The organism is Curtobacterium sp. MCPF17_018 (genome assembly GCF_003234135.1).
GTDB classification, from domain to species: Bacteria; Actinomycetota; Actinomycetes; order Actinomycetales; family Microbacteriaceae; genus Curtobacterium; species Curtobacterium flaccumfaciens.
Genome location: NZ_QKSJ01000002.1, coordinates 110,061 through 123,314, shown reverse-complemented (window position 1 = coordinate 123,314; position 13,254 = coordinate 110,061). Strand labels below are relative to the sequence as shown.

At 69.5% G+C, this 13,254-nt stretch carries 19 protein-coding genes; 8 read left to right on the top strand and 11 right to left on the bottom strand.

The genetic code is table 11. The features are described from left to right. Positions 1-51: 51 nt before the first annotated feature. Positions 52-1,743 (bottom strand): 2-succinyl-5-enolpyruvyl-6-hydroxy-3-cyclohexene-1-carboxylic-acid synthase, encoded by a 1,692-nt coding sequence (menD, locus tag DEJ27_RS03210; protein ID WP_309147031.1) that lies wholly within the window; start codon positions 1,741-1,743, stop codon positions 52-54. Between the two features lie 49 nt (positions 1,744-1,792). After that, positions 1,793-2,152: a PLD nuclease N-terminal domain-containing protein gene (locus DEJ27_RS03205; RefSeq protein ID WP_110861556.1), complete on the bottom strand. Its 360-nt coding sequence runs from the start codon at positions 2,150-2,152 to the stop codon at positions 1,793-1,795. A gap of 64 nt (positions 2,153-2,216) precedes the next feature. Here DEJ27_RS03205 and DEJ27_RS03200 point away from each other — a divergent pair, with 64 nt between their 5' ends. Then, a complete protein-coding gene (locus tag DEJ27_RS03200) occupies positions 2,217-2,552 on the top strand; it encodes a DUF4229 domain-containing protein (protein WP_111090308.1) in 336 nt (111 codons plus the stop codon). A 39-nt stretch (positions 2,553-2,591) separates the two neighbouring features. On the opposite strand, the gene DEJ27_RS03195 is transcribed toward DEJ27_RS03200, so the two are convergent. From DEJ27_RS03195 to DEJ27_RS17680, 4 genes are read right to left on the bottom strand one after another with little or no spacing between them, the layout of a single operon-like run. After that, positions 2,592-3,593, bottom strand: coding sequence for a 1,4-dihydroxy-2-naphthoate polyprenyltransferase (locus tag DEJ27_RS03195; protein ID WP_110861560.1), 1,002 nt, complete (start codon positions 3,591-3,593; stop codon positions 2,592-2,594). Positions 3,594-3,633: 40 nt separating this feature from the next. After that, the gene (locus tag DEJ27_RS03190) at positions 3,634-4,773 is read right to left on the bottom strand and encodes an AMP-binding protein (protein WP_111090307.1); all 1,140 of its coding nucleotides are present in this window, start codon (positions 4,771-4,773) and stop codon (positions 3,634-3,636) included. Continuing rightward, positions 4,773-5,702 (bottom strand): 1,4-dihydroxy-2-naphthoyl-CoA synthase, encoded by a 930-nt coding sequence (locus tag DEJ27_RS03185; RefSeq protein WP_071406303.1) that lies wholly within the window; start codon positions 5,700-5,702, stop codon positions 4,773-4,775. The genes DEJ27_RS03190 and DEJ27_RS03185 overlap by 1 nt, the downstream gene beginning before the upstream one ends. Before the next feature lie 31 nt (positions 5,703-5,733). Then, complete coding sequence (locus tag DEJ27_RS17680; RefSeq protein WP_181430078.1) at positions 5,734-6,282, bottom strand: hypothetical protein; 549 nt, start codon at positions 6,280-6,282, stop codon at positions 5,734-5,736. Positions 6,283-6,401: 119 nt separating this feature from the next. On the opposite strand from DEJ27_RS17680, the gene DEJ27_RS03170 reads away from it, so the two are divergent. Next, positions 6,402-7,394, top strand: coding sequence for an o-succinylbenzoate synthase (locus tag DEJ27_RS03170; RefSeq protein ID WP_111090305.1), 993 nt, complete (start codon positions 6,402-6,404; stop codon positions 7,392-7,394). Positions 7,395-7,647: 253 nt separating this feature from the next. Here the strand turns inward: DEJ27_RS03170 and ccsB are convergent, their stop codons facing one another. After that, positions 7,648-8,667: a c-type cytochrome biogenesis protein CcsB gene (gene ccsB / locus DEJ27_RS03165; protein WP_110861626.1), complete on the bottom strand. Its 1,020-nt coding sequence runs from the start codon at positions 8,665-8,667 to the stop codon at positions 7,648-7,650. Positions 8,668-8,831: 164 nt separating this feature from the next. Between ccsB and DEJ27_RS03160 the strand changes: the two genes are divergently transcribed. The 3 genes from DEJ27_RS03160 to DEJ27_RS03150 are packed head-to-tail and all read left to right on the top strand — an operon-like array spanning position 8,832 to position 9,663. Continuing rightward, complete coding sequence (locus DEJ27_RS03160) at positions 8,832-9,089, top strand: hypothetical protein (protein ID WP_111090304.1); 258 nt, start codon at positions 8,832-8,834, stop codon at positions 9,087-9,089. Positions 9,090-9,144: 55 nt separating this feature from the next. Then, positions 9,145-9,354 carry an AlpA family transcriptional regulator gene (locus DEJ27_RS03155; RefSeq protein WP_111090303.1) on the top strand — a complete coding sequence of 70 codons (210 nt, stop codon included), beginning with the start codon at positions 9,145-9,147 and terminating at the stop codon, positions 9,352-9,354. Positions 9,355-9,363: 9 nt separating this feature from the next. Continuing rightward, a complete protein-coding gene (locus DEJ27_RS03150; protein WP_111090302.1) occupies positions 9,364-9,663 on the top strand; it encodes a hypothetical protein in 300 nt (99 codons plus the stop codon). Positions 9,664-9,676: 13 nt separating this feature from the next. Here the strand turns inward: DEJ27_RS03150 and DEJ27_RS03145 are convergent, their stop codons facing one another. Continuing rightward, the gene (locus DEJ27_RS03145; RefSeq protein ID WP_111090301.1) at positions 9,677-10,087 is read right to left on the bottom strand and encodes a hypothetical protein; all 411 of its coding nucleotides are present in this window, start codon (positions 10,085-10,087) and stop codon (positions 9,677-9,679) included. 91 nt (positions 10,088-10,178) lie between these two features. Here DEJ27_RS03145 and DEJ27_RS03140 point away from each other — a divergent pair, with 91 nt between their 5' ends. Beyond that, positions 10,179-10,466, top strand: coding sequence for a hypothetical protein (locus tag DEJ27_RS03140; protein WP_111090300.1), 288 nt, complete (start codon positions 10,179-10,181; stop codon positions 10,464-10,466). Positions 10,467-10,717: 251 nt separating this feature from the next. On the opposite strand, the gene DEJ27_RS03135 is transcribed toward DEJ27_RS03140, so the two are convergent. Beyond that, positions 10,718-11,005, bottom strand: coding sequence for a hypothetical protein (locus DEJ27_RS03135; protein WP_111090299.1), 288 nt, complete (start codon positions 11,003-11,005; stop codon positions 10,718-10,720). A gap of 2 nt (positions 11,006-11,007) precedes the next feature. Next, positions 11,008-11,190 (bottom strand): hypothetical protein, encoded by a 183-nt coding sequence (locus DEJ27_RS03130; RefSeq protein ID WP_111090298.1) that lies wholly within the window; start codon positions 11,188-11,190, stop codon positions 11,008-11,010. 119 nt (positions 11,191-11,309) lie between these two features. Here DEJ27_RS03130 and DEJ27_RS03125 point away from each other — a divergent pair, with 119 nt between their 5' ends. Together DEJ27_RS03125 and DEJ27_RS03120 are read left to right on the top strand one after the other, a co-directional pair. Beyond that, positions 11,310-11,696, top strand: a complete 387-nt coding sequence (locus DEJ27_RS03125) for a hypothetical protein (protein WP_146244644.1) — start codon at positions 11,310-11,312, stop codon at positions 11,694-11,696. A gap of 11 nt (positions 11,697-11,707) precedes the next feature. Next, on the top strand, positions 11,708-11,929 hold the full coding sequence (locus tag DEJ27_RS03120) for a hypothetical protein (RefSeq protein WP_111090296.1): 222 nt from the start codon (positions 11,708-11,710) through the stop codon (positions 11,927-11,929). Positions 11,930-12,003: 74 nt separating this feature from the next. Here DEJ27_RS03120 and DEJ27_RS03115 read toward each other — a convergent pair whose 3' ends face one another. After that, positions 12,004-13,164: an SGNH/GDSL hydrolase family protein gene (locus tag DEJ27_RS03115; RefSeq protein WP_111090295.1), complete on the bottom strand. Its 1,161-nt coding sequence runs from the start codon at positions 13,162-13,164 to the stop codon at positions 12,004-12,006. Positions 13,165-13,254 lie beyond the last annotated feature (90 nt).

Here is a 13,254-nt window from a genome sequence, read left to right as displayed (position 1 = left end):
GCGCAGCCGCGCAGCCGCGCAGCCGCGCGTTCGCCGGTCGCCGCTCGCCGGTCAGTCCGCCAGCGGGACCTCGATCACGACCCGCTCGGCGGGGTCGGTGAGCACCCGCTCGAGGTCACCCCACGTCGCCGCCCGGCGGTACTCCCACCCGAGGCCCGTGACGACCCGCTCGACGTCGACGTGCTGCGGGGTCGACATCATCCGCCGCATGTCGGCTTCCGGCGTGGTCTTCGCCACCTCGAGCCCGCGGAAGATCGCGCCGCCGTGGTCGTTGCCGACGACGACCTGCACCCGGTGGGTGCGTTCCTCGGTGCCGGTGACGAACGCTCCGAGATCGTGCAGCAGCGTCAGGTCGCCGAGGAGCACGCGTGTGGTGCCCACCGAGGCGGAGGACTGCTCGAGCGCCGCGGCGATGCCGAGTGCGGTCGAGACGGTGCCGTCGATGCCGGCGAGCCCACGGTTCGCGTGCACCCGGATCTTCTTGCCGAGCACCCGGGCGTCGGCTTCACGGATGAGCTGCGACGCCCCGAGGACGAGCCGGTCGTGCGGCCAGGTCACCCCCCAGACGGCGTCGGCGAGCATGGCCCGGTCGACGGGTCGGCGACGGAGCGCGACCTCGTCACGCAGGAACTTGTTCCGCTCGGCGCGGTCGGCGGAGCGCTTGGCGTCGAGGTCCGGGCCGGCGTCGCCGTCCCCCAGGATCCGCCGGCTGGAGCCGACCCAGCGGCCGACCCACGCGCGGTGCTCCGGCCGGGTGCGGCCCGTCACGCGGACGTCGGACACGAAGGTGGTCGCGGCGTCCGGTCGGGAGGCGCGGGCCGGGTCGAAGGGGTCGGCCGCCGGTCCGCGGACCACGATCGTCTCGACCCCGTCGCGCTGCAGGAGCGCGGGGATCTCCCTGCTGAGGGTCGGGTGGCCGAGCACGACGGCCCGGCGGACCGCGCCGCCGTGGTCCGGGTCGCGCAGCAGTTCGCGGTAGGCCACGACCAGGTTGCGGCCGAAACGCGCGCCGCTCGAGACCTCGGCGAGGAGCGGCGCCCCGAGTTCCCAGGCGATCCGCTCGGCGTCCTCGCCGGCGTCGTGCCCGGCGATGACGACGGTGCCCGGTTCGTCGTCCGGGGTGAGTTCCGCGACCGGCAGACCGGTGTGCGCCCGGCGGGTGGCGAACGCCAGGTCGACCTCGTCGTCCGGGACGGGAGTGACGTGCTCCGGGGCGAGCCCGGCGGACAGCGGCTCACGGAACGCGACGTTGAGCTGCGCCGGCCCGGGCTGCCCGGTGTGTCCGGCTGCGGCGGCGACGGCCTGTCGGGCGAGGGTGCGCAGGGTGTAGCGGACCGAGGCGTCGACGCCGTGCGCCGACGGGGCCTCGACGTCGCGGACGAAGGCGACGGCCTGGCCGAAGATCCCCGGCTGGACGGTGGTCTGGTTGCTGCCGATGCCGCGCAGTTCGTCGGGGCGGTCGGCGCTCAGCACGATCATCGGCACGCCGGAGTGGTGCGCCTCGAGCACGGCGGGGTGCAGGTTCGCCACCGCGGTGCCCGACGTCGTCACCATCGCTGCGGGTCGGTGCGTCTCGACCGCGAGCCCGAGTGCGAAGAACCCTGCGGTCCGTTCGTCCAACCGCACGTGCACGGTCAGCCCACCGGCGCGTTCCAGGGCGACCGCCGCGAGTGCGAGCGCCTGGGAACGCGAACCGGGGCTCACGACGACGTCGGTGACGCCGGCACGCACGAGTTCCTGCAGGAGGGCGAGCGCGGTGTCCGTCGCCGGGCTGCCCGAACCGACGGGGCCGTCAGCGATCGGTGCGGCCGTCGTCGTCGCGCTCGTGGAACTGGTCTTCGAGGTCTCGGAGGGTCGCGTCGTCCTGGTCCTTGTCCGTGAGTGTGGCGCCCGGCTCCGGCGTGGTGCCGAGGAAGTCCGGGTCGTCTTCGGGTCCACGGTACCGGGCCGAGGCACCGGGGTCGGCCGCCGGGGTGCGACCGAGCAGGAACCAGAGGACGCCGCCGACGACGGGCAGGATGATGACGAGCAGGAGCCACACGCCGCGACGCAGGGAACGGACGCGTTGACGGGGCATCGTGCCGCAGTCGATGGCCGCGTACACCGTGAAGGCGACGGCGGCCACGGCGACGATCAACCACAAGCGGACCATGCGGTGAAGTCTAGGTCGCGACCCTGTGATGCCCCTGCCGGTCGGCGCTCCGTAGACTCACCGTGTGAAAGCGTGGCTCCTGTACACCCTGGCTCGGCTCGGCATCTTCGTGGTGGCGCTCGTGCTCCTCCTGCTCCTGACGCCGATGCCGTGGTACTGGGCGACGATCGTGGCCGCCCTGGTGGGCCTGCTCATCTCGTACATCGCCCTGTCCGGACTGCGCACGCAGGTGGCCCTGAGTCTGGCGAACCGCCGCGGCGCCCCGGAGCGCGACGCCGACTCGGACTTCGAGGACGACTTCGTCGACGCCGCCGACTCCGACGCCGCGGCCACCCCGGTCGTCCGTCCGGTGTCCGACGCCGACCGGCACGGAACGCGCCGGGACACCGACGCCGACTGATCAGACGGGGCCGGGCCGGGGGCGGGCCGGCCCGTGTGACTACGGCTGGACGGCCAGGGTGATCCCGAGCACCACGCCGAAGGCGAGCGAGGCGAACGACGACAGCTGCAGGGCCGTGATGAGCTCGCGGGGCTTCCGTGACGACACCCCGATCGCCAGTGCCGGCAGGGCCAGCAGCAGCGAGAAGTACGTGAAGCCCGTGCGGAAGTACAGCAGCACGAACCAGAGCAGCACGACGTACGGCAGCATCAGGAACAGGCCGTAGAGGACGCGGGCCACCGGACGACCGACGACCACGGCGAGCGTGCGCTTGCCCGCCAGCTGGTCCTCGTCGATGTCGCGGATGTTGTTGACCATCAGGACCGCGCAGGCGAAGAACCCGGCGGCCACCGCGGCTGCCCAGCCGCTGACCGTGACCTCGCGGATCTGCACGAACTGGGTGCCGAGCACGGCGACCAATCCGAAGAAGACGAAGACGAAGACCTCGCCGAGGGCGTTGTACCCGTACGGCTTCTTGCCGCCCGTGTAGAACCAGGCGGCGACGATGGCGGCAGCGCCCACGAGCAGCAGCCACCACAGCTGGGTGAGCAGCACGATGACCAGGCCGGCGACCGCGGCCAGGCCGAAGAACGTCAGGGCGACGGTGAGCACGGTCCGGGGCTTGGCCAGGCCGGCTCCGGTGAGTCGTGCCGGGCCGACGCGGTACTCGTCGGTGCCGCGGACGCCGTCGGAGTAGTCGTTGCTGTAGTTCACGCCGATCTGCAGGAACAGCGCCACGGCCAGGGCGAGCAGCGCGACCGCGAGGTGGCCGTCCTTCGCCAGGTAGTCGCCGAAGTCGCCGGACTCCCCGCTGTCGACGAACGCGACGGCGGTGCCGAGCACGACCGGGACGACACCGAGGGTCAGGGTGCGCAGGCGTGCGCCGCCGATCCAGTCGCGCGCGGTCGCCTTCCGCTTGGTGCGGGCGGGGGCAGCGGCCTTCGCCGGGTTGCCGGACCGGCCCTGCTTCTGCGTCGAGTTCTTCGTTCGTGCCACGAGCACCGATCTTATTGCCGATGCGAACGCCCGGCCGCTCGCGGTCCTACGAGCGGACCGGGTCGACGAGCGCCTGCACGGCCCGACGGTCGGGTTTGCCCGACGGCAGCATCGGGATCCGGTCCACCAGGACCACGTCGGCCGGGCGGGCGGCACGCCCCAGGGTGGCTCCGACGTGGGTACGCACGGTGTCGAGGTCGAGCGGCTGCTCGGTGACGACGACCGGGACCTCGCCCCACTCCCCCGCCGAGCGCCGCACGACGACGGCGCTCTCCTGCCCGGGGAGTCCGCGGACGAGCCGTTCGACCGCACCGAGCTGGACCTTCTCGCCGCCGGAGATCACCACGTCGTCGAGGCGTCCGAGCACGCGGACCACCCCGTCGGACAGGGTCGCGGTGTCCCCGGTCCGGTACCAGCGCAGCCCGTCCCGTTCGACGAAGGCCGACGCCGTGCGGGCGTCGTCGTCGAGGTACCCCTCGGCGAGCATCGGCCCGGCCAGGTGCAGCTCGCCGTCGACCAGCGCGGTGCGCACCGTGCCGAACGGGACGCCGTCGTACACGCATCCACCGCTCGTCTCGCTCGCACCGTACGTCGTCACGATCCGGACCCCGGCGTCGAGCGCCCGCTGCCGGAGCGGCGCCGGGGTGGCCTGCCCGCCGACCAGGACCGCGTCGAACCGGGCGAGCGCACGCGTGGCGTCCGGGTCGTCGAGGACACGGGCGAGCTGCACCGGCACCAGCGAGGTGTAGCGACGCGGCGCAGCCGGACCGGCGACGAGCCGTTCGGCCGCCTCGGAGAACGCGGCGGCCGCGAAGTGCCCGGGTGGCACGACGACGGGTTCGGTGCCCGCGGTGATCGAGCGGGTCAGGACGTTGATGCCGGCGATGTAGTGCGTCGGCAGTGCGAGCACCCAGCGCCCGGGCCCACCGAGTGCCGCGTCCGCCGCGGCGGCACCGGCGAGGAGCGCCTCGGACGAGAGCGCCACGCGCTTGCCGGTGCCGGTGGACCCGCTCGTCTCGACCACCAGGGCGACCGCCTGACGGACCTCCGCCGGCGGTGGCGTCGGCAGTGCCGGAGCCCCCTCGGCGACGGGGAGCAGTGCGGGGCCGCCGGCGAGTGCTGCCTCCAGAGCGCGCAGCACGGCCGTCGGGTCCGACGTGCCGGTCGCGACCAGCGGACGGGGCATCAGTAGTGCCAGGGGAACGCGGTCCACTCGGGAGCGCGCTTCTCGAGGAACGAGTCGCGACCCTCGACCGCCTCGTCGGTGCCGTAGGCCAGCCGCGTCGCCTCGCCCGCGAACACCTGCTGACCGACCATGCCGTCGTCCACGGCGTTGAACGCGTACTTGAGCATCCGGATCGCCGTCGGGGACTTGCCGAGCACGATCTCGCCCCAGCGGATCGCCTCACGCTCCAGGTCGGCGTGCGGGACCACGGCGTTCACCGCACCCATCTCGTACGCGCGCTGGGCGGAGTACTCCTGGGCGAGGAAGAAGACCTCGCGGGCGAACTTCTGCCCGATCTGCTTGGCGTAGTAGGCGCTGCCGTAGCCGCCGTCGAACGAGCCGACGTCGGCATCGGTCTGCTTGAACTTCCCGTGCTCGGCGCTCGCGATGGTGAGGTCGCAGATCGCGTGGAGGGAGTGCCCACCGCCCGCAGCCCAGCCGGGGACGACCGCGATGACGACCTTGGGCATCATCCGGATCAGGCGCTGGACCTCGAGGATGTGCAGCCGCCCCATCGACGCCTGCGCGGCCGCGGGGTCGACGCCCTCCGGCGGTGCGCCCTCGTCGCCGACGTACTGGTAGCCGCTCCGCCCGCGGATGCGCTGGTCGCCGCCGGAGCAGAACGCCCACCCGCCGTCCTTCGGGCTCGGGCCGTTGCCGGTGAGCAGCACGACGCCGACACGCGGGTCCTGCCGGGCGTCGTCGAGAGCGCGGTAGAGCTCGTCGACCGTGCGCGGCCGGAAGGCGTTGCGGACCTCGGGACGGTCGAAGGCGACCCGGACGATGCCCTTGGAGACGTGCTTGTGGTACGTGATGTCGGTGAACTGCTCCGCGATCGGAGCGGTGGTCCAGACGTCGGGGTCGAACAGGTCGGAGACGGGAGCAGCCATGCTCCCAACGTACCGCCGGGCGTCTGGCGGGTCAGGCGCCCATGTCGGTCAGGATCTCCGGCGCGACGAACACCATGATCACGATGAGGATCACGGGGTTCGCGAAGAACGCCAGGACGACCCCGACGGCGCCGTACCAGCGTCCGAACGAGCCGACGGCGGCGACGAACCCGAGCACGGCGGCGATGAGCGTCAGGAACACGACGACGAAGCAGATCCCGAAGGCGAAGTTCGTGTCACCGCCCATGAAGACGGCGAAGGCACTGGCGTCGACCGCGGCGGAGACGACGGCGAGGCCGAGTGCGATCTTGCCGACGACGGGGTTGCGGCGCTTCGTGGCAGCCGTCTGCCGCACGTCGACGGTGTTGCGCTGCATGAGGCGGGCGAAGTCGTCGGGATCGCGCCCGGCGGCCGCCGCGGGTCGAGCGCCCGCTGCCGGACGGCCTGCGGTTGCCGCCGCCGGTCGGGCTCCGGCCGCCGGACGAGCTCCGGCCACCGGTCGGGCTGCGGCGCTCGACGGGTCGGACGGGCGCTGCGATGCGCGCTGCTGTGCTGCGCGCTGCCGCGGATCCACCGCCACCGAGCCTCCATCGTTCCGGGTCGTTCCCCTCGCCGACCGAGGCCGACCGATGCATGCTAGTGCCCCGCCCTGGCGGTCCCCTCCGAGGAACCGGCAGGCCCCCTGGGTGCGGTGGGAGGATGGCGGACGTGCTCCCCGACCTCGCCGAACTCCTCGCCTACGCCCACGTGGTGGCCCTGCCGATGCGGGTGCGGTTCCGCGGCATCACCACGCGCGAGGCGGTCGTGCTGCGCGGCCCCGCAGGCTGGACCGAGTTCTCGCCGTTCGTCGAGTACGACGACGCCGAGGCCGCCGCCTGGCTGCGGGCCACCGTCGACTTCGGGTGGACGGACCACGAACCGGCCGCCGACTCCGTGCCGGTCAACGCCACCGTCCCGGCGATCGCCGCCGACGACGTCGCCGACCTGCTCGCTCGGTACCCCGGCTGCACCACCGCCAAGGTCAAGGTCGCGGAGCCCGGCACGACCGTCGACGACGACGTCGCCCGTGTCGCCGCGGTCCGCCGGGCGATGGGCCCCGAGGCCGCGGTCCGGGTCGACGCGAACGGGCTGTGGAGCGTCGAGCAGGCCGCCGCGGCACTGGAGCGGCTCGCACCGTTCGACCTGCAGTACGCCGAGCAGCCCTGTGCGACGGTGCCCGAACTCGCCGAGCTCCGGTCGCGCGTCAGCGGCCTCGGGGTCCGGGTCGCCGCGGACGAGAGCGTCCGGAAGGCGAGCGACCCCCTCGCCGTCGCACGGGCCGGTGCCGCCGACGTCCTGGTCGTGAAGGCCCAGCCGCTCGGCGGGATCACCGCGGCCCGTGGCGTCATCGCCGACGCCGGGTTGCCGTGCGTCGTCTCCAGCGCGCTCGACACCTCGGTCGGGCTCGGGATGGGCGCGTTCCTGGCCGCCGCGGCGATGACCCCCGGGTACGCCGCAGGGCTCGGGACGGCTGCGATGTTCGCCGGGGACGTCACGGCCGATCCGCTGCTGCCGGTCGGCGGTCGGGTGCCGGTGCGCCGGGTCGACGTCGCGCGGGAGCTGGTGGACCGGCACGCCGCGTCGCCGGAGCGCACGGCGTGGTGGCGTGAGCGGGTGGCGCGCGTGCACGCCCTGCTCGCAGCCGCCGGGTAGCGCAGCCGCCGCGTCCTCACGAGACGCCGGCGTCTCCGCAAGACGCCGGCGTCTCCGCAAGACGCCGCCGAGTCATCGAGACGCCGCCGAGATCAGCGGCGTGTCGTCGACAACGCGGCGTCCCACCAACACGACGGCGTCTTCCTGGCCTTGCACGCGGCCGCGCGACGGACGGGAGGCACGGTGCCAGCTGGCACCGTGCCTCCCGTCCGGTCGTGGGCGCGACCAGGGCCGCGTCAGCGACCCGTCGTGCTCACAGACCCGAGTAGCTGTGCAGGCCCTTGAAGAAGACGTTCACGACCGAGAAGTTGAACATCACCGCGGCGAAGCCGATGAGGGCCAGCCAGGACGACCGCGCCCCGCGCCATCCGCGGGTCGCACGGGCGTGGATGTAGCCCGCGTAGACGACCCAGATGATGAAGGTCCAGACCTCTTTCGTGTCCCAGCCCCAGTACCGACCCCAGGCGCGTTCGGCCCAGATCGCACCGGCGATGAGGGTGAAGGTCCAGAGGACGAAACCGACGAGCAGGACGCGGTAGGTCAGGACCTCGAGCCGGTCGGCGTCGGGCAGCGTCGCCATGAAGCGGAGCTTGCCGGAGGCCGTGCGGCCCTGGCGGTACGTCTGCACGAGCTGTGCCACCGCGAGCCCCGCGCCGAGCGCGAAGAACCCGGTGCCGGCGATCGCCACGAAGACGTGGATGACGAGCCAGTACGACTGCAGGGCCGGCTGCAGCGGGACGACGGGGACCCAGTAGTTCACCGTCGCGATGCCGAGCAGGATGATCGTCAGGCCGGTGATGAAGACACCGAGGAACTTCAGGTTCTGCCAGAACTGCACGAGCAGGAAGATCAGGGTGATCAGCGCCGTGCCGGTCAGCGAGAACTCGAACATGTTGCCCCACGGCACACGGTCGGCCGCGATGCCGCGCAGGACGACCGAGGCCACGTGCAGGACGAGCGCGAGGATCGTCATCGCCATGCCGACGCGCTCGAACTTCGTGCCGCGGCCGGCCGAGCCACCCGACGGCGGTGCGGCGACCTGCTCGAGCACGACGGTGCCGCCGCGGACGGTCGCGACCGTCTTCGCTCCGCGTGCCGACGCGGTGCCGGCCGTGTCGGCCGAGCTGTCGTCGGCGCCCGCGTCCTTCGCGGCGGCCGTGACCTCGCCGGAACGTTTGGCCATGTCGAGGGCGAACGAGATGAACGCGACCACGTACACCGCCATCGCGGAGTACGTGAGCACGACCGAGTAGGTCGCGAGGTTCGTGGTCATGTCGTTCACTGGGGCATCCTAACTCCCCCGCCTTGGGTGCCAGGTGGTGCGGGGTGGTGCGATCGTTGATTCTGCGCGGCTCTTCATGGTGTCACGTGTTGCTCAGATGCAGCGGCTTGTGGGGTGTTTGCGGACCCGCTGCGGACTCGGACTAGCGTGCGGACATGGGCTTCATTCAGTACGACGGCCGCCAATACGAAATCGAGGACTTGTACGCCGAGGTGATGATGCGGGTCACTGGTACGGCACAGCGCCTTGGCCGCGTTGAATGGCTTCCCATCGTCGACTGGGCGGAAGACGGGCGCAAGGTCGTGACTTACTTGCTGATCGCACCGGGCGTACCGGTGTCCGTACAGGTGGACTACGAGGGCGAGCACAAAAATGCACTGCCAGGCCTGCTTGAGCGGTACACGCGCGAGTGAGGCGGCGACGGTGAAGCCGTGCATGTCTGCGACACTCGGTTCTTAGGATCTCGCTATGACCTCTGACTGGATGACCCCCGAGCAGGTCGCGGCCGAGTACGGCTACGGCCTCGAGCACCTGAAGAAGCTGCGGTACGAGAAGAAGGGCTTCCCGTACTACAAGCCCACCGACCGCAAGGTGCTCTACAAGCGGTCCGAGATCGACGCGTTCATCGATGCAAGCCGAGTGGCTGCTGGGCTAGCCGGTCTCGACCGAAGTCAGTAGCTTGGCGGCATGAACAATCGTCAGGCTGCGCTGATCGCTGCTTCGAGCTTCACAACGACGGTTACTGCCGCGACTCGCCAAGCCAGGCTGCTCACGGTCTGGCTCGACGAGCTAGACGCTGCGGAGACAGAGAAGCGACTGCCGGCGGACTTCAACATCGTAGCGCGCGCCGTAGAAGCGTCATCGAAGCTGGAGCAGGCGGAGAACTCGCCAGTGGTGCGGTTCCACTTCGACGGTGATCGACCGAAGGTCGACTTGGCGAGCGACCAAAGCTACGAATGGCACGGCTCATGGTCACGCATCCGATGATGCGGATCGTCGCCTAGTCCTCGAGCAGCTTCGCCAACCGTTCGTCTTCGAGGCTCAAGTTGAAGCCGTTGTCGGGGTGGTACGTCCATGAGGCGTGGATGCCGCGGAAGTCACCTTCTTGCATGCCGTCCATGGCGCGGGTGCTGAGCATGCGGTCCTGCAGTGCCGCGCTCGCCTTAACGCGCTTGAGCACACACATGACGTTGAGGATGTTGGCCTGGTCAGCGGACAGGTCGTCCTCGCCTGCCGTCGACAAGATAAGTGAGACACCCTTGTCGGCGTACTCAACCCCGTCCTTGCCCTTCAGGTCACACTTCGAAACTGCCGTCTTAAAGCGTGGCGTAGGGGGCTCCTGCTTCGCGCAACCCGCTACGCCAACGATGATGATGCTTGCGATGGCCACGGTGGCGAGAGTGCGCTTCATAGTGGGAGCATAGGGTTTCTCAAGTTGAACCAGGATGCCCCAGTTTGGGCGGTCTGGCGAAGATGTCGGTGGGTCGTTGCACGATCCCTGCATGCCCGAGCACAAGTGGGCTCCCCCGGAGCATCCCGACGTCACCCTGCATCAGCCCAGCACGCTCGACGCAGGGGTCGTTGGCCGGCTTCGCATGCTCGATCCGGTCGCTCCCGTCTGGGCTGACATCGAGTTCGTGGGGGTCGGCGTGCTGCACTTGAAGTGCTTTGCCGCTGCTGAGTCGAATAGTGCGGTGCTCGTGCAGACCGCCTGGCAGGGGCGACTGCAGCAGGTGCTTGTGCCACGCGAGAGGGTGTCGCGCCGAGCTCTCGACCCGCGGGCCCGTTGATGGCGCGAAGGCGACGAGACCGTTGGTCGCTCGGTCCGGCGCTCAGCTTGCCCGAGGCGGCGTATGGAGGCCCCGTCTACGACCTCGCAGAGCCCGACCCCGTGCTGGCTTGGCTTTCGTTCCCGGACCGCTCTCTCGAGGTCGAGGCGCGCGTCATCGCGTACACCGAGCGTGCCGTGCTCGCAGAGTGGGGCTTCGGCCAGGCAGCCGAGAGCGCTTGGTTGTGGCGAGACGCTGTTCGGTCCCGCGGTTCAGCCTCCGAGAGTTAGGAAGTTCCCGACCGTGCCAGCGATGATGCCGAGAATCACAAGCACGACCGCTGCCTTTTGGCCGGCGCGCCCCTCGAGCAGGAATCGCTCAACCGGGTCCGACGACTCACGCACAGTCATGTCGTAGTCCGTACCGGCGTGTCCGCCGTCGATTACGCGAACCATCCTGGTGCTGAGCAGCTTACGAGCAGCTCTGATGTCGAACACGATCAGCAGGACACCCGTGAGCTCAGCAGCAGCGGACACCCCGAACAAGATGCCAGCGAGCATATTCACCCCTGAACCCGCTTCGGCGCAGTCTTGTTGTTCCAGTGCCCCGGTTTCCACTCCCCTGTTGCTTCGAAGTGCGTGCGGGTCTTGTAGTGGTCGTTGAGCGCGGCGAGGACGGCGGCGTGCACTACCCAGTAGGCGATGAAGATGCCGGTGATGAAGAGAACGATCGCGAGAAGCCCCATACCTTTATCTTTCCGGGCTGGTCGAACGGGCGCACCACCCCGAACGGGTCGCGCCGAGACGGCGACGCCTCCCGAAGAGGGGCGGCGACGGCAAACGTGAGCCGTCCTATGCTTCTGACGTGAACCGAGTCCTACCTGCCATTCTCGTCGCCGCACTGACTGCGGTGTCGTTCGCCGGCTGTGCGAAGGCCGAGCCTCCGACGCCGCGCTTCAAGACGGCGATCGAGCAGTGCGACATCCGGGGCGAGGACGGCGTTGAGTATGCCGACGAGGGGGCATCCTTGATCCTCAGCACCGCGGGTGACGACGACTTCGGTTCGGGCATGATCACGTGGTCGGACGTGGAGTGCGTGCTGAAGCGCACGAAGGCGACAGAAGCGACACTCAACCGGATGCTCAGCACACGGGCGCTTGATGGCATGCAGGACGCTTCCTGGACCTACCACCCGGACAACGGGTTCAACATCAGCCTCGAGGACACAGCCCTCGAAGACAGTAGGGATTGAGGACGAAACTTATGAGCGACGAGGGCAAGCTGATGATGACGAGCGAGGCCGACGGCACCTTCACCATCACGCGCATGGCAGATGATGTGGTGCTCGGCCGTATGACACTTGACGACTTTGAGCACTGGCACGCCTGGCACGAAGATGGCAGCATCGAACGACGGTACCTGGGCGAGTTTGAGGAAGACGACGACGCCATCGTTGCGATCCGCGAAGCCTCGGAATCGCATTAGTCCGGTTCGCTGCTCTTATGAACGTCCCGCCCCTCATGTTGAGGGGCGGGGCGTCTTTCGGTCGGAGCTCTTAGCTAGTCGGCCGTCTTGACCATATTCATCGGCAGGTCCGCGCGCAGCACGAAGTAGCCGACGTGGTTGTTCAGCAGCCGTGGGTCGACGCTCACGACGCCGGCTCCATCGTTGTTGACACGGAAGGCGTAGGTGAAGTCCATCGTTCCACCGGAGAGCCGGCACCCCGCGGGAGCCATCAGGTAGTTGCCGACCGGCATGTACGCCGTCGGGATCTGCAGGATCGGCTGGTACGCGGTGGTCGCGACAGAGGCGAGGGCGTCCATGCCTCCGATCGAGACGTTGAGGCGCAGCGATGACCCCTCGATGGTTGTGTCGTCCGTGGCCAGCGTCGGTGTTCCGGACACGCCTTGGGCCGTCATCAGAGCTGCCGCGTTGGAGTGCAACGCGGTCGCGACCTTGAAGTATGGCCGCCAGGATTCACCTGTCAGGAAGCCCGCAAGGCGGGCTGCGACAGCTACGAAGCCAGCAGCGGTCGGGTGCCGGGACTGATCGGTTGAGGTCGCCGGGTCCCACCAAGCCGCGGTGTCTCGGATCGCGGACCACGTCCACATCGGTGACGACTCGGCGACCGCGAAACCAGCCAAAGATGCACCTTCGAAGAACCGTGTGTACCAGCGCCAGGGATCGTTGTCTCCGGCGTTGTTGATCGCCTTCTTCGCGTCCGCGGCGTACCAGAGGCGCGCATTCGGGTACAGGGTTGCGATCGCCTGGAAGTGCGCCCGTGCTTGGTCGACGGTTGGAAGATAGCCGCCGATATTGTTGACGCCGGCGAGCACCACGACATCAGTGATCCGGTTCTTGTTGTAGGACGAGTCAGCCTGGGCGGTGGTCACCTGGGCATCTGTCGCGTTGCCACTGTTCTGCGTCGTGGGGCCGAGGATTGCGCCGCCGACCGCGTAGTTCTTCACGAGGTTGCCGCCGAGCCGAGCGATGGCCATGTTCGGAAGCGGGTCCGTGTCGCTGTATAGCTTCGTGCCCCAGGAATCACCGAAGTAGACGAACTGACGGACAGGGTTTGCCCCGACGCCGGCCAGGAGAGAGCCGACGGCAGCGCCTTCGAAGGCATTCGGGTCAGATAGGTTCGCCGCCGCACGCTTGCGAACGGCGTCGGGGAACTGTTTGGTGTCGGAGTCGACGGAGACGAGTAGGGGGTTGCCCATGGTTATTCTTCCTTCATCGAGGTAAAATGTGAGTGTCGAGGAAATGAGTGGCCGGACGAAAGAGCGCCACCCCTGTATGGGGCGGCGCTC

Bases quoted from the DNA above. Each gene is read 5' to 3' on its own strand.
- DEJ27_RS03145 (WP_111090301.1), bottom strand. From the start codon at position 10,087: ATGAAGCGCACTCTCGCCACCGTGGCCATCGCAAGCATCATCATCGTT.
- DEJ27_RS03205 (WP_110861556.1), bottom strand. From the start codon at position 2,152: ATGGTCCGCTTGTGGTTGATCGTCGCCGTGGCCGCCGTCGCCTTCACG.
- DEJ27_RS03130 (WP_111090298.1), bottom strand. From the start codon at position 11,190: ATGGGGCTTCTCGCGATCGTTCTCTTCATCACCGGCATCTTCATCGCC.
- DEJ27_RS03120 (WP_111090296.1), top strand. From the start codon at position 11,708: ATGAGCGACGAGGGCAAGCTGATGATGACGAGCGAGGCCGACGGCACC.
- DEJ27_RS03190 (WP_111090307.1), bottom strand. From the start codon at position 4,773: ATGCCCCGTCCGCTGGTCGCGACCGGCACGTCGGACCCGACGGCCGTG.
- DEJ27_RS03135 (WP_111090299.1), bottom strand. From the start codon at position 11,005: ATGCTCGCTGGCATCTTGTTCGGGGTGTCCGCTGCTGCTGAGCTCACG.
- DEJ27_RS03115 (WP_111090295.1), bottom strand. From the start codon at position 13,164: ATGGGCAACCCCCTACTCGTCTCCGTCGACTCCGACACCAAACAGTTC.
- ccsB (WP_110861626.1), bottom strand. From the start codon at position 8,667: ATGACCACGAACCTCGCGACCTACTCGGTCGTGCTCACGTACTCCGCG.
- DEJ27_RS03155 (WP_111090303.1), top strand. From the start codon at position 9,145: ATGACCTCTGACTGGATGACCCCCGAGCAGGTCGCGGCCGAGTACGGC.
- DEJ27_RS03170 (WP_111090305.1), top strand. From the start codon at position 6,402: ATGGCGGACGTGCTCCCCGACCTCGCCGAACTCCTCGCCTACGCCCAC.
- DEJ27_RS03150 (WP_111090302.1), top strand. From the start codon at position 9,364: ATGAACAATCGTCAGGCTGCGCTGATCGCTGCTTCGAGCTTCACAACG.
- DEJ27_RS03160 (WP_111090304.1), top strand. From the start codon at position 8,832: ATGGGCTTCATTCAGTACGACGGCCGCCAATACGAAATCGAGGACTTG.
- DEJ27_RS03185 (WP_071406303.1), bottom strand. From the start codon at position 5,702: ATGGCTGCTCCCGTCTCCGACCTGTTCGACCCCGACGTCTGGACCACC.
- DEJ27_RS03140 (WP_111090300.1), top strand. From the start codon at position 10,179: ATGCCCGAGCACAAGTGGGCTCCCCCGGAGCATCCCGACGTCACCCTG.